Below are 21,359 nucleotides of genomic sequence, written 5' to 3'. Positions count from 1 at the left end.
ACTTTTTTAATTTTTTTTATTGAAATATAATTTGTCATGTTCTATAAATGTTCTATTGATTTACTGATTATATAGTATATTAAGTCAAAACGCCTACAACATGTAGTTGTTTTCGTTAAATAAACTAAATATAATAAGAGTTATGAACAAAATTTTATCGCAGGCCCTAAAGAAAGCTGTCTCTGAATATAGCCCTCAAATTAACGAGGTTACAAAAGATAAAAGACCTGACCTATTCTCATTAAATAACGAAACAGAATTATTTCAAAATGACAAAGGCATTATTATTAAGATTGACCGTTCAAAAGATGCAAATTTAACTGACTTTGGTAAAGCGACTTTAAAAGATAGATATCTTGGTCACAACGAATCTTTTCAAGATTTATTTGCTAGAGTTGCAAGCTCATATTCCGATGACAATCTTCATGCTCAAAGAATTTATAATTATATAAGTAATCTTTGGTTTATGCCAGCAACACCTGTTTTATCAAACGGTGGAACCAAAAGAGGATTACCTATTTCTTGTTTTTTAAATGAAGCATCAGATAGCTTAGGAGGCATTTTAGATTTATGGAGTGAGAATGTTTGGCTTGCAGCTAAAGGTGGTGGTATTGGAAGTTATTGGGGTAACTTAAGATCTATTGGCGAAAAAATTGGTAAAGTTGGAAAGACATCAGGAATAATTCCTTTTATTAAGGTTATGGACTCTTTGACTATGGCAATTAGTCAAGGATCATTAAGAAGAGGTTCTGCAGCATGCTATCTTCCAATAGATCATCCTGAGATAGAAGAGTTTATTGAGATGAGAAGACCAACAGGTGGAGATCCAAATAGAAAAGCATTAAATTTACATCACGGTGTTTTAGTTTCAGATGCATTCATGAGAGCTGTGGAAACTGACGAACAATGGGCGTTGAAAAGTCCGGCAGATGGAACTGTTCAACAAACCATTTCTGCAAGAAATTTATGGATAAGATTACTTACTGCAAGAATAGAAACTGGTGAACCATATATAATTTATATTGATACTGTTAATAGACAAATTCCGCAGCATCACAAATTAGCTAATCTTACAGTTAAAACTTCTAACTTGTGTAGTGAAATAACTTTACCAACTGGAATAGATAAAGATGGTAGAGATAGGACAGCAGTTTGTTGTTTATCATCTTTAAATTTAGAAAAATATGACGAGTGGAAAGATGATCCAAACATGATCAATGATGTTATGAGATTTTTAGATAATGTTTTATCGGACTTTATAAACAAAGCTCCAGATCAATTTAAAGACGCAAAGTATTCAGCTGAAAGAGAGCGAAGCGTTGGATTAGGCGTAATGGGTTTCCATTCGTTTCTACAAAAAAATAGAATTCCTTTAGAATCTGTAATGGCTAAGTCTTGGAACAAAAAAATATTTAAAGACATAGATGCTAAAGTAAATCAGGCCTCTAAAGATTTAGCAGAAGAAAGAGGTGCATGTCCCGATGCTGCAGAATATGGTTATCAAGAAAGATTTTCTAATAAAACTGCAATAGCGCCAACAGCTTCGATTTCTATTATTTGTGGTGGGGCGTCACCAGGAGTAGAGCCAATTGCTGCCAATAGTTACACACATAAAACTTTGTCAGGTTCATTTAACGTTAAAAATAGATATCTTGAGGAGATATTAGAGAGCTATGGTAAAAATGATGATGAAACTTGGTCGAGCATTACAACTAACCAAGGCTCAATATCACATTTAGATTTTCTAACTGATTTAGAGAAAGATGTTTTTAAAACAGCATTTGAGTTGAACCAAAATTGGATTATTGAGTTAAGTGGAGACAGAACTCCATTTATATCTCAAGCGCAATCAGTAAATTTGTTCTTACCTGCTGATGTTCATAAGAAAGAACTTCATAAAATTCATTTTGATGCTTGGAAAAAAGGTTTAAAGAGCCTTTATTACTGTAGATCAAAATCAATTCAAAGAGCCGAAAATATCAATGATGCAAAATCAACAGATATCATGGCAAATGTTTACAAAAATAAATCAACCAAAACTGAAGAAACAGAATACGAGGAGTGTCTATCATGTCAGTAGCAGAAAAAATAAATTCAGAAATTATTCATCCTGAAAAAAAAGAAATTATTCAACCAAAAAAAATGGGATTATTAGTTGAGAACCCAGTTTATAAACCATTTAGATATCCTTGGTGTTATGATGCTTGGCTTACACAGCAAAGAATTCATTGGTTACCAGAAGAAGTTCCTCTTGGAGATGATGTGAGAGATTGGCAAAAAAACTTGTCACAATCAGAAAAAAATTTATTAACTCAAATTTTTAGATTTTTTACCCAAGCAGACGTAGAAGTTAATAATTGTTACTTAAGACACTACACAACAGTATTTAAACCTACAGAAGTTTTAATGATGATGACAGCTTTCGCAGCTATGGAAACTGTACACGTTGCTGCCTATTCTCATTTGTTAGATACAATAGGAATGCCTGAGTCTGAATACTCAGCATTTATGAAATATAAAGAAATGAAAGACAAATATGATTACATGCAAGACTTTAATGTTAACTCAAAAGAAGATATTGCAAAAACTGTAGCTGTATTTAGTGCTTTCACTGAAGGACTGCAACTATTTGCAAGTTTTGCAATTTTATTAAATTTTCCAAGACACAATAAAATGAAAGGAATGGGTCAGATTGTTACTTGGTCTGTAAGAGATGAAACCCTTCATTGCAACTCAATGATTAGAATTTTTAAAGAATTCATCAAAGAAAATCCAGAAATTTGGACTCCAAAACTTAAAAAAGAACTTTACGAAGCTTGTAGAACTATCATTGAACATGAAGATGCTTTTATTGATCTTGCTTTTGAAATGGGACCAATGGAAGGATTAACTGCAAAAGAAGTTAAGGAATACATCAGATTTATTGCTAACCGAAGATTGGTTCAGTTAGGACTAGAACCAATTTATGATATTGATAAAAATCCTTTAACTTGGTTAGACACAATGCTTAATGCTGTTGAGCACATGAATTTCTTTGAAGGAAGAGCAACAGAATATTCTAAAGCATCAACACAAGGTACTTGGGCAGAAGCTTTCAGTTAAAAACAATTGAGTGAAAAAATTTGGTTTAGTTGTAATTGGAGCACATTTCGGTGTTTGGCTAAACGATGAGTTATCTAGGTTTGATAAACAAAATATCTTATTAGTTGAGCCAGTTCCTTATAACTATAATAAGTTAAAAGAAAAATTTATAAGTTCAAATAATATTCAAATTTGCACGAATGCTATTTTTTCAGAAAATAAAATAAGTAAGTTTTATTATGTTAATGAAAAATCAATTTCAAAACTAGGAAAACATTGGGCAAGTGGAATTGGCTCATTTAATAAAAATCATATCTTAGACCATAGAACAAAAAGATTTAAAATTGAGGATGAAGATATAGATGAGATTGAAATAGAGTTTATTACTTTTGATGGCTTAATTGAAAAATTTGAAATTGAATCAATAGATAAACTACAAATAGATGTTGAGGGCGCAGAATATGAAATTTTAAAATCTATTAATTATAAAAAAACTGATATTAATTCGATCCAGTTTGAGTCTAAACACTTTGATGGTACTTTTAAAGAAGGTAAAAAATTACAGGAAATTAAAGATAAATTAATATTAGAAGGATTTAAGTTAAATCAAATAGATAAAGAAAATATATTAGCTTATAAATAGCTATCTTTGGTTTAATTCCATTACTTTTCTATGTTTGTTGCCTTTGTAGCTAGCTAAAGGTCTAATAAGTTTGTTAGCTGCATGCTGCTCCATTATGTGAGCAGACCAACCTGTTATTCTTGAGATAACGAAAATAGGTGTAAAGAAATCAGTATCAAACCCCATTAAGTGGTAAGTTGGTCCTGTAGGATAGTCCACGTTAGGATGTATATTTTTTTCCTTGATCATTACTCTTTCAACAATATCGTAAATTCTTTCAAATTTTTTGTCTTTTTTGATTTTGCAAACTTTACTAAAGTATTCTCTCATGGTTGGAACTCTAGAGTCGCCTGATTTATAAACTCTATGACCAAATCCCATCACTACTTCCTTGTTTTTAAGTGCATTATTTATCCACTTAAGTGCATTTTCTGGTTTTTTGATTTTATTCATCATGTGCATTACCTCTTCGTTTGCCCCACCATGTAAAGGACCTTTTAAACTTGCAATTGCTCCAGTTATTGCACCATGTATATCAGATAGGCTACTAGTAATTGTTCTAGCAGTAAATGTTGATACATTAAAACTATGTTCAGCATATAAAATTAATGAGACATCAAAAGCTTTTACGATCTCTTTTTGTGGCACTTTTCCAAAACACATATAGAAAAAATTTTCAGCAAATGTGAGTGTTTTTTTTGGTTTAATAATTTTTTTACCTTTTCTAATTCTGTAAAAAGCAGCAAGTGCAGTTGGAGTTTTTGCAAAAATTCTTAGAGCTTTTCTCATATTTGCCTCAGGTGAAGAGTCTGTTGTTTCTTTATCTTCCAATCCCATAACACTCACAGCAGTTCTTGCCACATCCATTGGATGAGATTTTTTAGGCATATGTCTTATTATTTCATATAAGTTTTTTGTAAGTTCTCTATTATTTTTTTCTTCTTTTTCAAATTGTCTAAGTTGAATAGTATTTGGAAGGTCTTTATTTAAAATTAGATAAGCAACTTCTTCAAATCTACAGTATTCACATAAATCTTGAGCAGCATATCCTCTATAAGTAAGAGAATTAATTTCTGGCATTACTTTTGAAACTTCTGTTTCATCTACAACAATGCCAAGTAATCCTTTTTTTATATCATCATTCATTATTCATGCCCTTCCGAACTAAAATTATAAATTTTTTCATCTAATGAATTGTATTTTTCATAATCCACTAATTCATAAAGTCTTTTCCTAGTTTGCATTTTATCGATAATATTATTTTGATGTCCATTTGCATAAATGTCTCTTAATCCATCTTCTACATTTTTCATGGCCAATCTTTGCGAAGTTACTGGATAAATAACAATATTGTATCCGAAATTTTCTAATTCTTTGTAATTAAATAATTTTGATTTACCAAATTCAGTCATATTAGCCAATAAATAACCAGATAAATTTTTACGAACTTTTTCAAAATCTTTTTCATTTTCAAGAGCTTCTGGGAAAATAATTTCAGCACCAGCATCAATGTAGGCTTTACATCTTTCAATCATTTTATCCAAACCTTCAACACTTTTAGCATCTGAACGTGCGATAATTTTAAAATTTTGATCTTTTTTAGTAGCAACACATTCTTTAATTTTTTTAACCATATCATCAGTTGAAATAAGTTCTTTATTATCAAGGTGTCCACATCTTTTTCGTTCAATTTGATCCTCTATATGAACTCCTGTTATTCCAAATTCTTCAAAGGTTTCTATGGTTTCTTTACATGATTTAAATCCCGTATCTATATCAACTATTGTTGGAAGATTAGTTACTCTCGAAATCAGATAAGATCTTGTACTAACATCCTGAAGTGTAGTTAAGCCAATATCTGGAAAACCAAGATCATTAGCCATTACTCCACCAGATACGTAAACTGCATCATAACCAATTTCCTCAATTAATTTTGCTGTCAATGGATTATATGCACCAGGAACTCGTAATATTTTATTTGATTTTAATTTCTGGTCAAAATCTAATCTCTTTTGACTTGGTTCTTTTTCCACAAAGTGCATTAAAAAATTCCCTTTTTATTATTTTGTTTTAATTTTTTCTTTTTAACTTCAATATTTAATTTATAAAGTTGACCAGGTTTTAAATTTTTTAAATTTTGTACTGTTTTTAAAAAACGATCACTCTCTTTTCTATCTAAAATACCATCAGTTAAAGTTAAAAATTTATTTATATAATTTTGCCTCTTAAATGGTCTTGCTCCATACGGATGTGCATCAGCTCTATCCAATTCCTCAGTAATTTTTTTTCCATTTTTAAGTGTTACAACAACTTTAGCTCCAAAAGATTTTTTTTTTGGATTTGGATCGTGATATTTCTTTGTCCATTTTTTATCTTCATACGTTTTTATTGATTTCCAAATCTTAATGGTACTTTTTCTATTAGCTCTTGCTTTTGTATAAGATTTGACATGATGCCAATCTCCATCTTCAAGTGCTACAGCAAAGATGTACATTATAGAATGATCTAATGTCTCTCTGCTGGCATTAGGATCCATTTTTTGTGGGTCATTAGCACCTGTACCGATAACATAATGTGTGTGGTGGCTTGTAAATATATCAATTTTTTTAATAAGGTTTAAATTAGGTATTTTTATTTTTAATTTTTTAGCTAGATCAATTAATGCCTGAGACTGATATTCAGCGGAATACTCTTTTGTATATGTTTCTAAAATAGCTTTTTTGCTTTCACCTTTTTTTGGTAAAGGAACTTTGTATTTAGCTTTTTTACCATCTAGTATTCTTGCTATAACACTATCTTCCCCTTCATAAATTGGACTAGGAGCTCCTTCACCTCTCATAGCTCTGTCAACAGCTTCTATTGCAAGTTTACTTGCATGCGCTGGAGCATATGCTTTCCAACTTGAAATTTCTCCTTTTCTTGATTGTCTTGTAGAAATTGTTGTATGTAGTGCTTGTTGAACAGCCTGATAAATTGTTTCTGTATTTAACTTTAACATTGTTCCTAATCCAGCAGCCACACTAGGTCCTAAATGAGCAATGTGATCAACTTTATGCTTATGTAAACAAATTCCTTTAACTAAATTTACTTGAACTTCGTATGCAGTTATTATTCCTCTTAGTAAATCCAATCCACTTTTTTTATTTTGTTGTGCAACACTTATAAGCGGAGGTATGTTATCACCAGGATGACTATAATCAGCAGCTAAAAAAGTGTCATGAAAATCTAATTCTCTAACTGCTGTTCCATTATACCAAGCTGCCCATTCGCAATCAAATTTTAATTTTGAATTTACTCCAAATATAGTGGCACCATTTTTTCTAGAATGTTTTAATGCCATCTCTCTAGATGATATTACTGGTTTTCTATTTAACGAAGCAATAGCAACTGAAGCGTTATCAATTATTCTGTTGATAACCATTTGAATAGCGTCTTTATTTAATTTAGCATTATCACTTGCTATATCAGCTATCTTCCATGCGAGTTGTTTCTTCTTTGGAAGATTAATTTTTGATGGATATACTTCAACTGTATGTAATAACAAAATAACTCCTAATGTGTGATTTTGTTTTAATAGTTAAAATAAATTAATCAATATTAAAGATATTGAGATACAATTTTTTCAATATCTACAAAGTCTTTTATTAAGTGATTGTGATAAATTTCGTCTTTATTTTTTTCAGTATATCCGTCCTCCAATAAGATAATTGGTATCTCAGCTGCCTTTGCAGCATTTGCATCAGTTTCACTGTCACCTATCATTATCGACTTTTTTATATCTCCATCTAGTATTTCAACCACAGAGGTAAGATGCCTTGGATCTGGTTTACAATAATCAAAAGTATCTGATCCAGCCACATATTCAAAATAATCATAGATGCCAATTTTTTTTAAAAGATCATTTGATAAACGTTCTTGTTTATTTGTACAAACAGCCATGGATATATTTTGATCTTTGCACCAATTTAAAAATTCTTTTACACCTCTAATAAGTGTACTTTCGTTTATTATATTTTTCCCATAAAAATCAACAAACTCAGTAACCATTTCTTTTTTTACTTTTTCATCATTTACTTTCCCAAATTCTTTTTTTGCTTGACCCCATATAGATCTACCAATCATTGCTCCAGCACCCTTACCAACAAGATTTCTAATTTCTTCAGTTGATTTAGTTGGGTAGCCAAATTTCTTCATAACATGATTGTGAGCCCTCATTAGATCTGGAGCCGTATCAACTAATGTGCCATCTAAATCGAATAAAATTGTAAATTTTTGTTTCATTTTAAAAGTATTTTAAAGAAATAAATTGTGAATTAATCAATGTATATACTTAATGTAAATCAATTTTAAATGAAAGTTTTAAATCAAAAAAAACTTAGAGAAAAATTTATAAACTCAGGCGTAAAGATGATTGGTCCTGAAACCATTTTTTTTTCAAAAGATACAAAGATTGGAAGTAACGTAACAATAGAACCTTTTGTAGTTATTGGCTCTAAGGTCAAAATTGGGAGTAATGTAATTATAAAATCTTTTTCACATTTAGAATCTTGTAAAATTGAAAATAAAGTTGAGATTGGTCCATATGCCAGAATAAGACCTAATACAATTTTAAAAGAGGGATCTAAAGTAGGTAATTTTGTAGAGATTAAAAAAAGCACTTTAGGAAATAAATCTAAAGTTAATCATTTATCTTATGTGGGAGATGCTCTAATTGGAAAATCAGTGAACATTGGAGCGGGAACAATTACTTGTAATTATGATGGAGTAAATAAAAATAAGACAAAAATTAAAGACAAAGTATTTATAGGCTCAAACTCTTCTTTAGTTGCACCAATTACTATAAATAAAGATAGTGTTGTTGGAGCTGGATCAGTAATAACAAAGAATGTCAAAAAACAATCTTTAGCGCTAACAAGATCGCCACAATTAGAAGTTAAGAATTACAAAAGAAAGAAAAAATAATTTATGTGTGGAATTATTGGAATATCAAGTAACAAACCTGTTTCTGCAAATATAATTAATTCATTAAAAAAATTAGAGTACAGAGGATATGATTCAGCAGGAATAGCCACACTCTCTGACGGTAAAATCAATGAAATGAAATCAGAGGGAAGAGTTGATAACTTAGAAAACAATTTTGATTTAAAAAACTTAAGAGGAAATATTGGTATAGGTCATGTAAGATGGGCAACTCATGGAATTCCAAATAGTTTAAATGCTCATCCTCATTCTTCTCATAACGTATCTGTAGTTCATAATGGAATTATTGAAAATTCTACAATATTAAAAAAACATTTAATTAACAAAGGTCATAACTTCAAATCACAGACAGATACAGAAGTAATTGTTCACTTAATAACAGAACATTTAAAGACTTCAGAATTAGAGGAAGCCATTACAAAAACTTTAAAACAACTTCATGGTAGTTTTGCTCTTGGAATTGTTTTTAAAGATATGCCAGACTTAATAGTTGGTGCTAGAAGAGGGTCACCCTTAGCTGTTGGTTATGGTCCAAATGAAAACTATCTAGGATCAGATTCTTATGCTTTAAAATCTATGACAAATAAAATTACTTATCTTGACGATGGTGAATTTTGTATTGTTAAAAAAGATCAAGTTCTTTTTTTCAACGAAGAAGGAAAAAAAGTTAATAAAAAAATATTAGAACTATCATCAGATCAAGCAAATTACGATAAAGGCGATTTTAAACATTTCATGGCAAAAGAAATTGAAGAGCAACCACTAACAATTAAAACCGGAATTAAAGAATATGTAGATAATGTAAATAAAGACATAAATATTTTTAATTTTCCTTGGAAAATAGAAGAGATCAATTATATCACCTTAATAGGATGTGGAACAGCGTATCACTCTTGCTTAATGGCAAAATATTGGTTTGAAGAACTTACAAATTTAGATGTTAATATAGATATAGCGTCAGAATTTAGATATAGAAAAAATAGATTTAAAAAAGACACTTTATATGTCTTTGTTTCACAATCTGGGGAAACAGCAGATACTTATGCGGCTTTAGATATATGTAACAAAAACAGCATGAAAACATGTGCTGTTGTTAATGTAATCGAAAGCTCAATAGCAAGAGACTCTAATTTTGTTTTACCAATTCATTGTGGTCCTGAAATTGGAGTTGCATCAACAAAAGCATTTCTAGGTCAAATACTTGTTTTATATATTCTAGCTTTAAAACTTGGATCAATGAGAAATGAAATTGAAAAAAAAGAATATCAAGAAAAGATTAGAGCTTTAAAAGCTTTGCCTGGCTTAATAGAGAAAACATTACTTCATGATAATGATATCCAAGCAATATCATCAACATTTAATGAAGCTAAAGGTTCAATGTTTTTAGGAAGAGGGTATTCATATCCAATAGCTTTAGAAGGCGCATTAAAACTTAAAGAACTTTCATATGTTCATGCTGAAGGATATCCAGCGGGGGAAATGAAACATGGACCTTTGGCCTTGATAGAAGAGGGCATGCCAGTAGTTGTTTTGGCACCGAGAGATAATTATTACAAAAAAACTATTTCGAATATGCAGGAAGTTATTGCTAGAGGAGCGAAGGTATTATTGATAACCAACAAAAGTAAAGATGAAGTTGTGTCAGAAAATATTTGGGAAACTATTGAAGTTGAGAATACAAATGATGACTTACTTCCATTCCTTCTGACTATTCCGCTTCAAAAACTTGCATATTACTCTGCTCTTAAAAAAGGTTATGACATTGATAAGCCTAGAAATTTGGCTAAATCTGTCACTGTTGAATAAACTTTAAACTCTGTTAAAACACCTCTAGGTTGAATATGAAAAGTTGGAAAAAAAATAGTTGGAGAAAATACCCTGTTAAACATATTCCAGATTATCCAGACAAAAAAGAACTGGATAAGGTTTTAGATAAGATAGGAACATTTCCTCCATTAGTCTTTGCAGGCGAAACAAGACATCTTAAAAGTCAGTTAGCTGAAGTTGTCGATGGTAAAGCATTTTTACTTCAAGGTGGAGACTGTGCAGAAAGTTTTGCAGAATTTAATCCAGATAATATTAGAGATACATTTAAACTTATGTTGCAAATGTCATTAGTTTTAACTTATTCGGCATCCTTACCAGTTGTTAAAGTTGGAAGAATAGCAGGACAGTTTTCAAAACCTAGAAGTGCTCCAACAGAAATTAAAGATGGCGTAGAACTACCAAGCTACTTAGGTGATAATATAAATGCAATGGAATTTACAGAAAAAGCAAGAGTTCCAGATCCTAAAAGATTATTTAAAGCTTATTCACAATCAGCTGCAACTCTTAATCTTATTAGAGCTTTCTCAAAAGGAGGTTTTGCAGATTTAAACAAAGTCCACTTATGGAATTTAGATTATATTAAAAAAAGCCCACAGGCTAAAAAATTTAAGGATCTTGAAGATAAAATTGCTGATGCTATTGCTTTTATGCGAGCGTGTGGAATTACTTCAGATTTTAATAATAGATTGTACACAGTAAATTTTTGGACATCACATGAAGCTTTACTACTACCTTTTGAGGAGTCTATGACTAGAACAGACTCTACCACTGGTGAAAATCATGATACTTCAGCTCATTTTGTTTGGATTGGAGATAGAACAAGACAATTAGATGGTGGTCATGTTGAATTTTGCAGAGGTATAGAAAATCCAATTGGGATTAAATGTGGACCAACTTTAAAAGCTGATGATTTAATTAATCTTTGTAATAGAATTAATCCAAAAAATGAAAAAGGCAAAATTACTTTAATATCAAGATTTGGAGCTGATAATGTATCAAAATTTTTACCAAAATTAATTAGAGCGATAAAAAAAGAGGGATTAAATGTGATTTGGTCGTGTGATCCTTGTCATGGAAATACAATCAAAGCAGCTACAGGTTTTAAAACAAGACCATTCAATAGTGTTTTAAAAGAAGTAAAGGAAGTTTTTGCATGCCATCAAAGTGAGGGAAGTTATGCAGGTGGTTTACATATCGAATTAACTGGTCAGGATGTAACTGAATGTATAGGAGGTGCTCAAAAAATATCAGAAAAAGATTTATCTTCTAGGTATCATACTCATTGCGATCCAAGACTTAATGGAAATCAAGCATTAGAGATGGCATTTTTGATCTCAGATGAGATTAAAAAGAATAGCTCATATTCAAAAAATGCAGACAGAGCGGCATCTTAATACATTGTAAATTTACAAATAATAAATATTTTAAGAGTATGCAACCTCAGGAAAAAGTAAGATTTATTTCTAATTGGATTAAAGATTATGTAAATAATATGCCAAAAAAGGCCGAGTCTTTAGTAATTGGAATTTCTGGAGGAATTGACTCATCAGTATCAAGCACTCTTAGTGCTATGACTGGTTTAAAAACGATTGTTTTATCAATGCCAATCAAACAAAAATCTCATCAACATGATTTGAGTTTAAAACATCAAGATTGGTTAGTTAAAAATTTCAAAAATGTTGAGGCTCACACAATTAATTTAGATGAATTATTTTTAGCATTTAACGCAACTTTATCTGAATTTGACAGCGAGCATGGTATGGCTAATTCAAGAGCAAGACTTAGAATGACTACTCTTTATCAAGTGGCTGCTGCAAACAAAGGTATTGTTGTAGGAACAGGTAATAAAGTTGAGGATTTTGGAGTAGGATTTTACACAAAGTATGGTGATGGAGGTGTAGATATTTCCCCAATAGCTGATTGTAATAAAACTCAAGTCTGGGAATTGGGGAAGGAACTTGGAATTTTAAAAGAGATTATTGATGCACCCCCAACTGATGGATTGTGGGATGATGGTAGAACGGATGAAGGTCAACTTGGATTAAAATATAACGAATTAGAAGAAGCCATGGAGAATCCAAATTCTCCGAATCGTAATAAATACGAAAATATTAGAAAACAAAATATGCATAAAATGGAGCCAATTCCTGTGTGCATAATTCCAAATTAATCAAATAGATTCACAAATCTATAATTTAAGTATATCTCTTCAACTATGAGTTTGGATATTTTTTTAACAAATAATCTTACTAACAAAAAAGAAAAATTTATTCCTAAGGATAAAAATAATGTGCGAATGTACGTTTGTGGTCCAACAGTTTATGACGATCCACACATTGGTAATGCTAGACCACTAATTGTATTTGATATTTTGTTTAAAATTTTAAAAAAAGAATATCCAAATGTAACATATGTCAGAAATATTACTGATGTAGATGATAAAATAATAAAATCATCACGGGAAAATAATATTTCAATTTTAGATCTTACAAAAAAAATTACTGAAAGCTTTAAAGAAGATTGTATTTATCTAAATTGTGAAAAACCAAATCATGAACCTAAAGCGACTGAGCATATTTCTGAGATGAAAGAAATGATCTCTGAACTAATAAAAAAAGGATTTGCCTATGAAAATAATATGCATGTTTATTTCGAAGTAAAAAAATTTAAAGATTATGGACAGTTATCAAACAAAAAACTAGATGAATTGGTTGCAGGGTCAAGAATTGAAGTGAGTGATAATAAAAAAAATCCTGAAGATTTCGTTCTTTGGAAACCATCAGAAGCAGACGAACCATCCTGGGACTCACCTTGGGGGAAAGGAAGACCTGGTTGGCATTTAGAATGTTCAGCAATGTCTAAAAAATATTTAGGAAAAGAATTTGATATTCATGGAGGAGGTGTTGATTTATTATTTCCTCATCACGAAAATGAAATTGCTCAATCAAGATGTGCAAATGATAGTAAAGTGTTTGCTAATTATTGGTTACATAATGCTTTTATCACAATGTCCAATGAAAAAATGGCAAAATCTCAAGGTAATATTTTAAAAATTAAAGATTTTAGAAATATAAAAAGCGGTCAAGTTTTAAGACTGGCTTTAATGAGTGCACATTACCGACAACCACTTGATTGGAATGATAAGCTTTTAGAAGATAGCGAAAATACAATTAATAAATGGTATAATATTTACCTAAATATTGAAAAAAAACCAAAAATTTCAGACGAAATTTTAAAACCTCTTCTCGATGATTTGAATACTCCAGGCTTTATAACTAATTTGCACAAATTATATGAGAAAGCATCAAAAGGATCTGATGAGGATAAAAGAATATTTATTTCAGCATGTCATTTTGTTGGATTATTAAATGAAAGTAAAGAGGATTGGCTAAAATTTAAAAAAAGCAAGGTTTCAATTTCTGAAAGTGAAATTTTATTTAAAATTAATCAGAGAAATAAAGCTAGAATTAATAAAAATTATGACGAAGCTGATAAAATTAGAAATGATCTTTTAGACAAAGGTGTTTTAATAGAGGACAAAGATGGTAAAACGGTCTGGAAATTTAAATGAGTAAAGATCGATTATACATATTTGATACTACATTACGTGATGGTGCACAGACTCAAGGTGTAGATTTTTCAATTGATGACAAAGAAAAGATATCATCTTCTCTGGATACTTTAGGTGTTGATTATATTGAAGGAGGATGGCCTGGAGCAAATCCTACAGATACAGAATTTTTCAATAAAGAACATAATTTTAAATCAGCAAAATTAACTGCATTTGGTATGACAAAAAAAACTGAACATAGTGCTGAGAATGATCCAATGCTATCCTCATTGATAAATTCTAAAAGTTCGTCGGTATGTTTGTTTGGTAAATCTTGGGATTTTCAGGTGGATGTTGCCCTTGGTATTTCAAATGATCAAAATCTCTCAAATATAAGTGAAAGTGCAAAACATATAATTAAATCTGGAAAAGAATTTATGTTTGATGCTGAACATTTCTTTGATGGTTACAAATCGAATCCTGAATATGCAATTTCTTGTTTAAAAGCAGCATATGATAACGGAGCTAGATGGATTGTTTTATGTGATACAAATGGTGGAACTCTTCCTCATGAAGTAGATAAGATTGTTAGAGAAGTAATTAATCATATTCCTGGTAAAAATTTAGGTATTCATGCTCATAATGATACTGAAAATGCTGTTGCTAATAGTTTAGTTGCTGTTCAAGCAGGAGTTAGACAAGTTCAAGGTACATTGAATGGATTAGGAGAGAGATGCGGAAATGCAAATTTAGTATCTCTAATACCTACGTTTTTTTTAAAACAAGATTTTTATGAAAACTATGAACTTAATATCAAACGTGAAAATTTAAAAAATTTAACTCAATGCTCAAGGTTATTAGATGAATTGTTAAATAGAAAACCAAACAAGCATCTTCCTTATGTTGGTGCTTCAGCTTTTTCACACAAAGGTGGTATGCACGTTTCTGCTGTTCAAAAAGATCCAAAGACTTATGAACACGTTAATCCTGAAGAAGTAGGAAATTCACGAAATATAGTTGTTTCAGATCAATCTGGACAATCAAACATTATGTCTAGATTAAAACTTATAGGAATAAATGTTGAAAAAAGTGATCCAAAAATCAAAAAACTTTTAGAAGAAGTAAAAGATAGAGAATTTATTGGTTACAGTTATGATGGTGCTGACGCGTCTTTTGAATTGTTAGCCAGAAGATTAATTGGTGAGATACCGAGATATATTTCTATTAATGAATATGACGTTTCAGTTAAAAAAGATAATGCAGGAGAAATAATTTCACACGCAAAAGCTCAATTGGAAGTAGATGGAGAAAAAATTTTGTGTGAAGGTCAAGGAAACGGCCCTGTTAATGCTTTGGATAATGCAATTAGGAGAAATGTAAGTAAGCTTGCTAAATATTCAGAATATTTAAAAGATTTAAGACTTGTTGATTATAAAGTTAGAATTTTAAATACTGGTACTGAGGCTGTAACAAGAGTAAGTATCGAGAGCACAGATTCTAGAGGTATTAATTGGTTCACTATTGGGGTGTCTCCAAACATTATTGATGCATCTTTCAAAGCTTTAGTGGATAGTCTAGATTATAAGTTATTTAAGGATAAAGCTCCTGGAAGTTTGTAAAAATGAAAATTAAGAAATTTTCAGAGAAACCATTAGACTTGGAAACAAGAGTTGGAGCTAAACCAATAGTTTGCTATCCAAATACAAACATTGAAGAAAAAAATTTAAGTATTTTACATTCTGCTAGAAAGCACTTAGTTAAAAAAGATGAGGTTATTATTCCTCCTAGAGATGCAAAAACATTTGAGGTAAAATTTGGAGAGTTTTTTAGAATTGAGAGTGTTGATGGTCCACAAGTAGGAGATTTAAATTTATTCAATTTAAACAATTTAGAAGAAAAATTTTATTCAGGAAAAACAAGAGCTCTCTATGGAACTCATCTTTCAGTAGGAGATAAAATGTTTAGTAGTTTTCCATATTTAAGATCTCTGGCAACGATTACCTGGGATACTTTAGATTGGTATGATTATGACGAAGATGGAGGATCGGTACATGATGTAATTGGCACAAGATGCGATCCTTATACATCAAAACTTCTTAGTGATAATGATTATCACTATTGTTGTCATTCAAATTTAACAAGAGCTTTAGTTAAAGAAAAAAATATCCAATTAGACCATGCTGAAAAAATAGTTCATGATGTGTTAAATGTATTTATGTTAACTGGATTTACTAATGATACTAAACAATACTTTATGAAAGCAAGTCCTGTTAGACCTGGTGATTATTTGGAATTTTTTGCTGAAACAGATTTATTAGGTGCCCTTTCTGCTTGTCCAGGTGGTGATTGCGGATCTGAGCATTCATCTGATGTAGCAAAATGTTATCCTTTAAAAGTTTCAATTTGGACAATAGACTCTAAATATTTAAATAATATCAAACCATCAGTTATTTCAAATTACAACAGAAATCATGGCATAGATTAATGTCTGTTAATAATATTTCTTTCATTTTACACAAGCCCCAACTTTCTGAAAATATTGGAGCCTGTGCAAGGGGAATGAAAAATTTTAATTTTAACAAACTTATTATTGTTGATTCCAAACCAATTTTTCCAAATGATAAAATTTTAGCAACTTCTGTAGGAGCTAAAAATATAATCAATAAAGCTAAGAGTTTTGAAAATATAGAAAAATCTTTAAAGAATATTGATGTTGTAATTGCAACATCTGCACGATTTAGAAATAAAAATATTAAACATATTCAATTAGAAGATTTAAAAAAAATAAATTACAAAAAAAATGTAGCCTTTTTATTTGGGTCAGAGGCATCAGGTTTATCAAATAATGAAATAAGTTATGCAAATTATACTCTTCAAATTCCAACAAATCCCGATTTTAAATCATTAAATTTATCTCACAGCTTAATAATAATTGCACAATATGTATCAAGCATAATTAATTCAAAAGTATCTTTTTTTAAGAAGTCAAATAAAGTTAAATCAGCATCTAAAAAAGAGATAGTTGCTATGGCAAATCTTTGTATTCAGAATCTTGAAGATATTAATTTCTTTAAATCGAAAGAAAAGAAGCCGATAATGCTTGAAAACTTGAGGAATATTTTTTATAGGATGGAATTATCAAACAAAGAAACACGTATTTTATCAGGTGTATTTGCAAGCTTAGGTAAAAAACGTTGATTGACAAAATGATGAGTAGGTTTATAAAGCTCCACTATTAAATGACTAAAAGATTAAACTCTAAACATAAAGTAGACAGAAGATTAAAAGTTAACCTTTGGGGAAGACCTAAAAGTCCTTTTAATACTAGAGCTTATGGACCAGGTCAACATGGTCAAACAAAAACATCAAAGCCATCTGATTATGGAATACAGCTTCAAGCAAAACAAAAATTGAAAGCATATTACGGAAATATAAACGAGAGACAATTTAGAAATATTTACAAAAAAGCAGTAATGCTTAAAGGCGATACTGGAGAAAATTTAATTGGTCTTCTTGAAAGAAGATTAGATGCTGTAATTTATAGAGCAAAATTCGCAACAACAATTTTTTCAGCTAGACAATTAATCAATCATGGTCATGTAAAAGTAAATGGTAAAAAAGTAAATATCGGAAGCTACTTAGTTAGAGAAGAAGATTCAATTGAGATAAGAGATAAATCTAAACAGCTTGCAATAATCGATATTGCTCTTGCAAATAAAGAAAGAGAAACTCCAGAATATATTCAGATGGACGAAAAAAATAAAAAATTAAAATTTGTTAGAATTCCAAAGTTTGAAGAAGTTCCATATCCAATTGTTATGGAGCCTAATTTAGTGATTGAATATTATTCTAGATAATTAGCTTTTAGATTTAAAGTTTATATTTTTACTCTCAAAAAGTTTTGCTAACTCTCCACTTTCGTACATTTCTTTAACTATATCACATCCACCTACGAATTCATTTTTAACATAAAGTTGAGGTATTGTTGGCCAGTCACTAAAAACCTTAATACCTTCTCTTAAATTTTGATTTTCTAAAACATTTACACCTTTAAAATTTACTTCAAGAACTTTTAATATATTTGAAGTAGCCATTGAAAATCCACATTGTGGAGCGTCAGGTGTACCTTTCATAAACAAACATACTTCGTTGTTTTCAATTTCATTTTTAATTAAATCATTTGTTTGTTGATCCATTTAACTCTCCTTTGTTTTGATTGCTAATGCATGAAGTTCATTACCCATTCTACCTTTTAATGAGTTGTAAACCATTTTATGTTGCTCAATTTTACTTTTTCCAGAAAATTGAGACGAGGTAACGGTAGCTGAATAATGATTTCCATCACCTGCCAAATCTTGTATTTCAACAATTGCATCTGGCATTGCCTCTTTTATAAAACTCTCAATTTCTTTTAAATCCATCGCCATTATTTACTCATATAGTTTTTAAGCCAACTTTTATTAGAAGTTGATAATTCGTCAATTGTAACTTTTGTCTTATCATTAATATATAGTTCATTTTCATTAATTGTACCAAGATCATCGAAATGGACTGCATTTTTATGCAATATATCAGTTACTTTTTTAAAATCTTTTTTGTTTATTTCTATAATATATCTACCTTGATCCTCAGCAAACAAGTATTCTATTTCGTTAATTAAATATTTTGGTTTTTTAATATTTATTCCCTTTTTTCCTTTAATACACATTTTCGCTACTGCTGTAATTATGCCACCTAAAGAAACATCATGTGCGCTTTTAATTAAATTATTATCAATCAATTTCAGTATTGTTTCACCATTATTTTTTTCATTAAATAGATTTACCTCGGGTGGAGGTCCATTTTTTTCATCTAAAATATTTCTTGCAAATAAACTTTGATCAATATGTCCTTCAGTTTTTCCAATTACTAAAACTAAATTATCAACTTCTTTAAAATCCATAGTGATCATATTCTTATAATCTTTTATCAATCCAACTCCACCTATTGCAGGTGTAGGTTTTATACCTTGGTCTTTTGTTTGGTTATAGAAAGATACATTTCCAGAAACCACTGGGAACTTTAAATATTCACTTGCTTCACCAATTCCCTGAACACATTCAACAAACTCTCCCATGTTTTCTTCATTTTCAGGACTGCCAAAGTTTAAACAATTCGTGATAGCAATAGGTTTTGCTCCAACAGATATAAGATTTCTAAAACTTTCACAAACTACCTGCTTTCCACCAGTTAAAGGGTGAGCCCAGCAATATACCGCTGAAGAGTCTACAGAAGCAGCGACAGCTTTATCTGTTCCATGAACTCTTACAACCCCTGCATCTCCACCTGGCTTTTGTATTGTATCTCCCATAACAGTATGATCGTATTGTTGCCAAATCCATTCTTTACTACATACATTTGGATTTGCTAAAATTTTTTTTAATACATCGATAATTTTTAAATGTTTAATATCCTCTTTTTTAATCTTATTTTTTTTAGGAAGTTTTGCTTTTTTCCATTTTCGATCGTACATAGGAGAGTTTTCAACCAAAGTATTAACTGGAATATCTGCAACTTTTTCTTCATCAAAATAAAGTTCTATTTTTTTAGATTTAGTAGTTTTTCCAATCACTGCAAAATCCAAGTTCCATTTATCAAATATTTTTTTTGCTTGTTCTTCTTTGCCGTTTTCTAAAACAATCAACATTCTTTCTTGGCTCTCAGAGAGCATAATTTCATAAGGAGTCATTTTAGTTTCTCTACAAGGTACTTTGTTTAAATTAATTTCAATTCCAAGGTTGCCTTTTGAAGCCATTTCAATACTTGAAGAGGTTAATCCAGCAGCACCCATATCTTGAATGGCTATAATGGAGTCTCCAGCCATTAACTCTAAACAAGCTTCAAGTAAAAGTTTTTCAGTAAAAGGATCTCCAACTTGAACTGTTGGCTTTTTTTCCTCAATTTTTTCATCAAAACTAGCTGAGGCCATACTTGCTCCATGAATTCCATCTCTTCCAGTTTTTGATCCAACATATATAACTGGTTTGTTTAAACCTGCAGCTTTTGAGTAGAAAATCTTATCTTTTTTGACTAATCCTAATGTCATAGCATTAACCAAAATATTTCCATTATAGGAGCTATCAAAACTTGTTTGGCCAGCAATTGTAGGAACACCCATGCAATTTCCATAACCACCTATGCCATGGACAACACCTCTTAATAAATTTTTTGTTTTTTTATTTTGTGGTGATCCAAAATGTATTGAGTTTAAGTTAGCTATTGGTCTTGCGCCCATTGTAAATACATCTCTCATTATTCCACCAACCCCAGTTGCAGCACCCTGGTAAGGTTCTATAAATGAAGGGTGATTATGACTTTCTATTTTAAAAACTATTGCATCATTATCTTCAATATCGATAACACCAGCATTTTCACCAGGACCTTGAATAACTTTCTTTCCTTTGGTAGGTAGTTTTTTTAAATGTAATCTTGATGATTTATATGAACAATGTTCATTCCACATTGCAGAAAAAATCCCTAATTCTGTAATGTTTGGTGTCCTTTTTAATAACTCACAAATTTTAGCGTATTCATCTTCTTTTAAACCATGATCAACTGCTACTTGTTCGTTTACAATCATTTTAAATTGTTAATTAAGTTTTTAAAAAATAATGATCCATCCTCACCAGATAAAGATGTGTCAATCATTCTTTCAGGGTGGGGCATCATCCCTAGAATATTTTTTTCTTTATTAAATATACCAGCAATATTTTTTATAGATCCATTAGGATTAAATTGATCTTCTATTTTTCCATTTTCATCACAATAGTTAATAGCTATTTGATTATTATCTTCAATTTCTTTTAATTGATCATAAGTACAAAAATAATTACCTTCATTATGAGCTATATGAAATTCTAAAACCTCGTTATCAACATTTTTAAAATATTTATTTTTTTTATCATTAATTTTTACAAAAACATTTTTACAAATAAATTCTAAATATTTGTTTCTAAGCAAAACACCTGGAACCAAACCAGTTTCTACTAATATTTGAAATCCATTACAGATACCCATAACCATACCTCCTGAATTTGCAAAATTAATAACAGATTTCATTATTTTTGATTTAGAAGCCATACTTCCACATCTTAAGTAGTCCCCATATGAAAAACCACCTGGTAACACAACCAAATCACTTTTTGGTAATTCAGTATCGGCATGCCAAACCATTTTATTTTTAAATCCAAATTTTTTTAGAGCAACATCCATGTCTCTGTCGCAATTTGAACCAGGAAAAGTAATAACTGATGATTTCAT

General features: G+C 30.3%; 20 protein-coding genes. 12 read left to right on the top strand and 8 right to left on the bottom strand.

Annotated elements, in window-relative coordinates; translation table 11 throughout:
• The first annotated feature begins 142 nt into the window (after positions 1 to 142).
• Genes ACTT9L_RS02930 through ACTT9L_RS02920 form a run of 3 tightly spaced genes read left to right on the top strand, consistent with a single transcriptional unit; the run spans position 143 to position 3,724 of the window.
• Positions 143 to 2,080 carry a ribonucleoside-diphosphate reductase subunit alpha gene (locus tag ACTT9L_RS02930; protein WP_440927853.1) on the top strand — a complete coding sequence of 646 codons (1,938 nt, stop codon included), beginning with the start codon at positions 143 to 145 and terminating at the stop codon, positions 2,078 to 2,080.
• A complete protein-coding gene (locus ACTT9L_RS02925; RefSeq protein ID WP_440927852.1) occupies positions 2,071 to 3,102 on the top strand; it encodes a ribonucleotide-diphosphate reductase subunit beta in 1,032 nt (343 codons plus the stop codon). Before ACTT9L_RS02930 ends, ACTT9L_RS02925 begins: the two co-directional genes overlap by 10 nt.
• A gap of 10 nt (positions 3,103 to 3,112) precedes the next feature.
• On the top strand, positions 3,113 to 3,724 hold the full coding sequence (locus ACTT9L_RS02920; RefSeq protein ID WP_440927851.1) for an FkbM family methyltransferase: 612 nt from the start codon (positions 3,113 to 3,115) through the stop codon (positions 3,722 to 3,724).
• On the opposite strand, the gene ACTT9L_RS02915 is transcribed toward ACTT9L_RS02920, so the two are convergent.
• Genes ACTT9L_RS02915 through ACTT9L_RS02900 form a run of 4 tightly spaced genes read right to left on the bottom strand, consistent with a single transcriptional unit; the run spans position 3,725 to position 7,984 of the window.
• On the bottom strand, positions 3,725 to 4,849 hold the full coding sequence (locus tag ACTT9L_RS02915) for a bifunctional 2-methylcitrate synthase/citrate synthase (protein WP_440927850.1): 1,125 nt from the start codon (positions 4,847 to 4,849) through the stop codon (positions 3,725 to 3,727).
• Positions 4,849 to 5,745, bottom strand: coding sequence for a methylisocitrate lyase (gene prpB / locus ACTT9L_RS02910; RefSeq protein WP_440927849.1), 897 nt, complete (start codon positions 5,743 to 5,745; stop codon positions 4,849 to 4,851). Before prpB ends, ACTT9L_RS02915 begins: the two co-directional genes overlap by 1 nt.
• Positions 5,745 to 7,247: an MmgE/PrpD family protein gene (locus tag ACTT9L_RS02905; protein ID WP_440927848.1), complete on the bottom strand. Its 1,503-nt coding sequence runs from the start codon at positions 7,245 to 7,247 to the stop codon at positions 5,745 to 5,747. The genes prpB and ACTT9L_RS02905 overlap by 1 nt, the downstream gene beginning before the upstream one ends.
• Before the next feature lie 53 nt (positions 7,248 to 7,300).
• Complete coding sequence (locus tag ACTT9L_RS02900) at positions 7,301 to 7,984, bottom strand: HAD-IA family hydrolase (RefSeq protein ID WP_440927847.1); 684 nt, start codon at positions 7,982 to 7,984, stop codon at positions 7,301 to 7,303.
• A 69-nt stretch (positions 7,985 to 8,053) separates the two neighbouring features.
• On the opposite strand from ACTT9L_RS02900, the gene ACTT9L_RS02895 reads away from it, so the two are divergent.
• The 9 genes from ACTT9L_RS02895 to rpsD are packed head-to-tail and all read left to right on the top strand — an operon-like array spanning position 8,054 to position 17,917.
• A complete protein-coding gene (locus ACTT9L_RS02895; protein ID WP_440927846.1) occupies positions 8,054 to 8,665 on the top strand; it encodes a DapH/DapD/GlmU-related protein in 612 nt (203 codons plus the stop codon).
• A 3-nt stretch (positions 8,666 to 8,668) separates the two neighbouring features.
• Positions 8,669 to 10,489, top strand: coding sequence for a glutamine--fructose-6-phosphate transaminase (isomerizing) (glmS, locus tag ACTT9L_RS02890; RefSeq protein WP_440927845.1), 1,821 nt, complete (start codon positions 8,669 to 8,671; stop codon positions 10,487 to 10,489).
• Positions 10,490 to 10,524: 35 nt separating this feature from the next.
• On the top strand, positions 10,525 to 11,904 hold the full coding sequence (locus ACTT9L_RS02885) for a class II 3-deoxy-7-phosphoheptulonate synthase (protein ID WP_440927844.1): 1,380 nt from the start codon (positions 10,525 to 10,527) through the stop codon (positions 11,902 to 11,904).
• Positions 11,905 to 11,942: 38 nt separating this feature from the next.
• Positions 11,943 to 12,680, top strand: coding sequence for an NAD(+) synthase (nadE, locus tag ACTT9L_RS02880; protein ID WP_440927843.1), 738 nt, complete (start codon positions 11,943 to 11,945; stop codon positions 12,678 to 12,680).
• 45 nt (positions 12,681 to 12,725) lie between these two features.
• Complete coding sequence (gene cysS, locus ACTT9L_RS02875; protein WP_440927842.1) at positions 12,726 to 14,081, top strand: cysteine--tRNA ligase; 1,356 nt, start codon at positions 12,726 to 12,728, stop codon at positions 14,079 to 14,081.
• A complete protein-coding gene (gene cimA, locus ACTT9L_RS02870; protein ID WP_440927841.1) occupies positions 14,078 to 15,679 on the top strand; it encodes a citramalate synthase in 1,602 nt (533 codons plus the stop codon). The genes cysS and cimA overlap by 4 nt, the downstream gene beginning before the upstream one ends.
• Before the next feature lie 2 nt (positions 15,680 to 15,681).
• Positions 15,682 to 16,545 (top strand): urea carboxylase-associated family protein, encoded by an 864-nt coding sequence (locus ACTT9L_RS02865; protein ID WP_440927840.1) that lies wholly within the window; start codon positions 15,682 to 15,684, stop codon positions 16,543 to 16,545.
• Positions 16,545 to 17,258 carry an RNA methyltransferase gene (locus tag ACTT9L_RS02860; protein ID WP_440927839.1) on the top strand — a complete coding sequence of 238 codons (714 nt, stop codon included), beginning with the start codon at positions 16,545 to 16,547 and terminating at the stop codon, positions 17,256 to 17,258. Before ACTT9L_RS02865 ends, ACTT9L_RS02860 begins: the two co-directional genes overlap by 1 nt.
• 41 nt (positions 17,259 to 17,299) lie before the next feature.
• On the top strand, positions 17,300 to 17,917 hold the full coding sequence (gene rpsD / locus ACTT9L_RS02855; protein ID WP_440927838.1) for a 30S ribosomal protein S4: 618 nt from the start codon (positions 17,300 to 17,302) through the stop codon (positions 17,915 to 17,917).
• Here the strand turns inward: rpsD and grxD are convergent, their stop codons facing one another.
• The 4 genes from grxD to purQ are packed head-to-tail and all read right to left on the bottom strand — an operon-like array spanning position 17,918 to position 21,359.
• Positions 17,918 to 18,256 carry a Grx4 family monothiol glutaredoxin gene (gene grxD / locus ACTT9L_RS02850; RefSeq protein WP_440927837.1) on the bottom strand — a complete coding sequence of 113 codons (339 nt, stop codon included), beginning with the start codon at positions 18,254 to 18,256 and terminating at the stop codon, positions 17,918 to 17,920.
• A complete protein-coding gene (locus ACTT9L_RS02845) occupies positions 18,257 to 18,487 on the bottom strand; it encodes a BolA/IbaG family iron-sulfur metabolism protein (protein WP_440927836.1) in 231 nt (76 codons plus the stop codon).
• A complete protein-coding gene (purL, locus tag ACTT9L_RS02840) occupies positions 18,487 to 20,679 on the bottom strand; it encodes a phosphoribosylformylglycinamidine synthase subunit PurL (RefSeq protein WP_440927835.1) in 2,193 nt (730 codons plus the stop codon). Before purL ends, ACTT9L_RS02845 begins: the two co-directional genes overlap by 1 nt.
• Positions 20,676 to 21,359, bottom strand: coding sequence for a phosphoribosylformylglycinamidine synthase I (gene purQ, locus ACTT9L_RS02835; RefSeq protein WP_440927834.1), 684 nt, complete (start codon positions 21,357 to 21,359; stop codon positions 20,676 to 20,678). The genes purL and purQ overlap by 4 nt, the downstream gene beginning before the upstream one ends.

Source organism: Candidatus Pelagibacter sp. (assembly GCF_052049675.1).
Lineage (GTDB): Bacteria > Pseudomonadota > Alphaproteobacteria > Pelagibacterales > Pelagibacteraceae > Pelagibacter.
The sequence above is the reverse complement of the archived record's forward strand: the minus strand, read 5'-3'. Positions and strand labels throughout refer to the sequence as shown.

Bases quoted from the DNA above. Each gene is read 5' to 3' on its own strand.
- ACTT9L_RS02930 (WP_440927853.1), top strand. From the start codon at position 143: ATGAACAAAATTTTATCGCAGGCCCTAAAGAAAGCTGTCTCTGAATAT.
- ACTT9L_RS02925 (WP_440927852.1), top strand. From the start codon at position 2,071: ATGTCAGTAGCAGAAAAAATAAATTCAGAAATTATTCATCCTGAAAAA.
- ACTT9L_RS02915 (WP_440927850.1), bottom strand. From the start codon at position 4,849: ATGAATGATGATATAAAAAAAGGATTACTTGGCATTGTTGTAGATGAA.
- prpB (WP_440927849.1), bottom strand. From the start codon at position 5,745: ATGCACTTTGTGGAAAAAGAACCAAGTCAAAAGAGATTAGATTTTGAC.
- ACTT9L_RS02900 (WP_440927847.1), bottom strand. From the start codon at position 7,984: ATGAAACAAAAATTTACAATTTTATTCGATTTAGATGGCACATTAGTT.
- ACTT9L_RS02895 (WP_440927846.1), top strand. From the start codon at position 8,054: ATGAAAGTTTTAAATCAAAAAAAACTTAGAGAAAAATTTATAAACTCA.
- glmS (WP_440927845.1), top strand. From the start codon at position 8,669: ATGTGTGGAATTATTGGAATATCAAGTAACAAACCTGTTTCTGCAAAT.
- ACTT9L_RS02885 (WP_440927844.1), top strand. From the start codon at position 10,525: ATGAAAAGTTGGAAAAAAAATAGTTGGAGAAAATACCCTGTTAAACAT.
- nadE (WP_440927843.1), top strand. From the start codon at position 11,943: ATGCAACCTCAGGAAAAAGTAAGATTTATTTCTAATTGGATTAAAGAT.
- cysS (WP_440927842.1), top strand. From the start codon at position 12,726: ATGAGTTTGGATATTTTTTTAACAAATAATCTTACTAACAAAAAAGAA.
- cimA (WP_440927841.1), top strand. From the start codon at position 14,078: ATGAGTAAAGATCGATTATACATATTTGATACTACATTACGTGATGGT.
- ACTT9L_RS02865 (WP_440927840.1), top strand. From the start codon at position 15,682: ATGAAAATTAAGAAATTTTCAGAGAAACCATTAGACTTGGAAACAAGA.
- ACTT9L_RS02860 (WP_440927839.1), top strand. From the start codon at position 16,545: ATGTCTGTTAATAATATTTCTTTCATTTTACACAAGCCCCAACTTTCT.
- rpsD (WP_440927838.1), top strand. From the start codon at position 17,300: ATGACTAAAAGATTAAACTCTAAACATAAAGTAGACAGAAGATTAAAA.
- grxD (WP_440927837.1), bottom strand. From the start codon at position 18,256: ATGGATCAACAAACAAATGATTTAATTAAAAATGAAATTGAAAACAAC.
- ACTT9L_RS02845 (WP_440927836.1), bottom strand. From the start codon at position 18,487: ATGGCGATGGATTTAAAAGAAATTGAGAGTTTTATAAAAGAGGCAATG.
- purL (WP_440927835.1), bottom strand. From the start codon at position 20,679: ATGATTGTAAACGAACAAGTAGCAGTTGATCATGGTTTAAAAGAAGAT.
- purQ (WP_440927834.1), bottom strand. From the start codon at position 21,359: ATGAAATCATCAGTTATTACTTTTCCTGGTTCAAATTGCGACAGAGAC.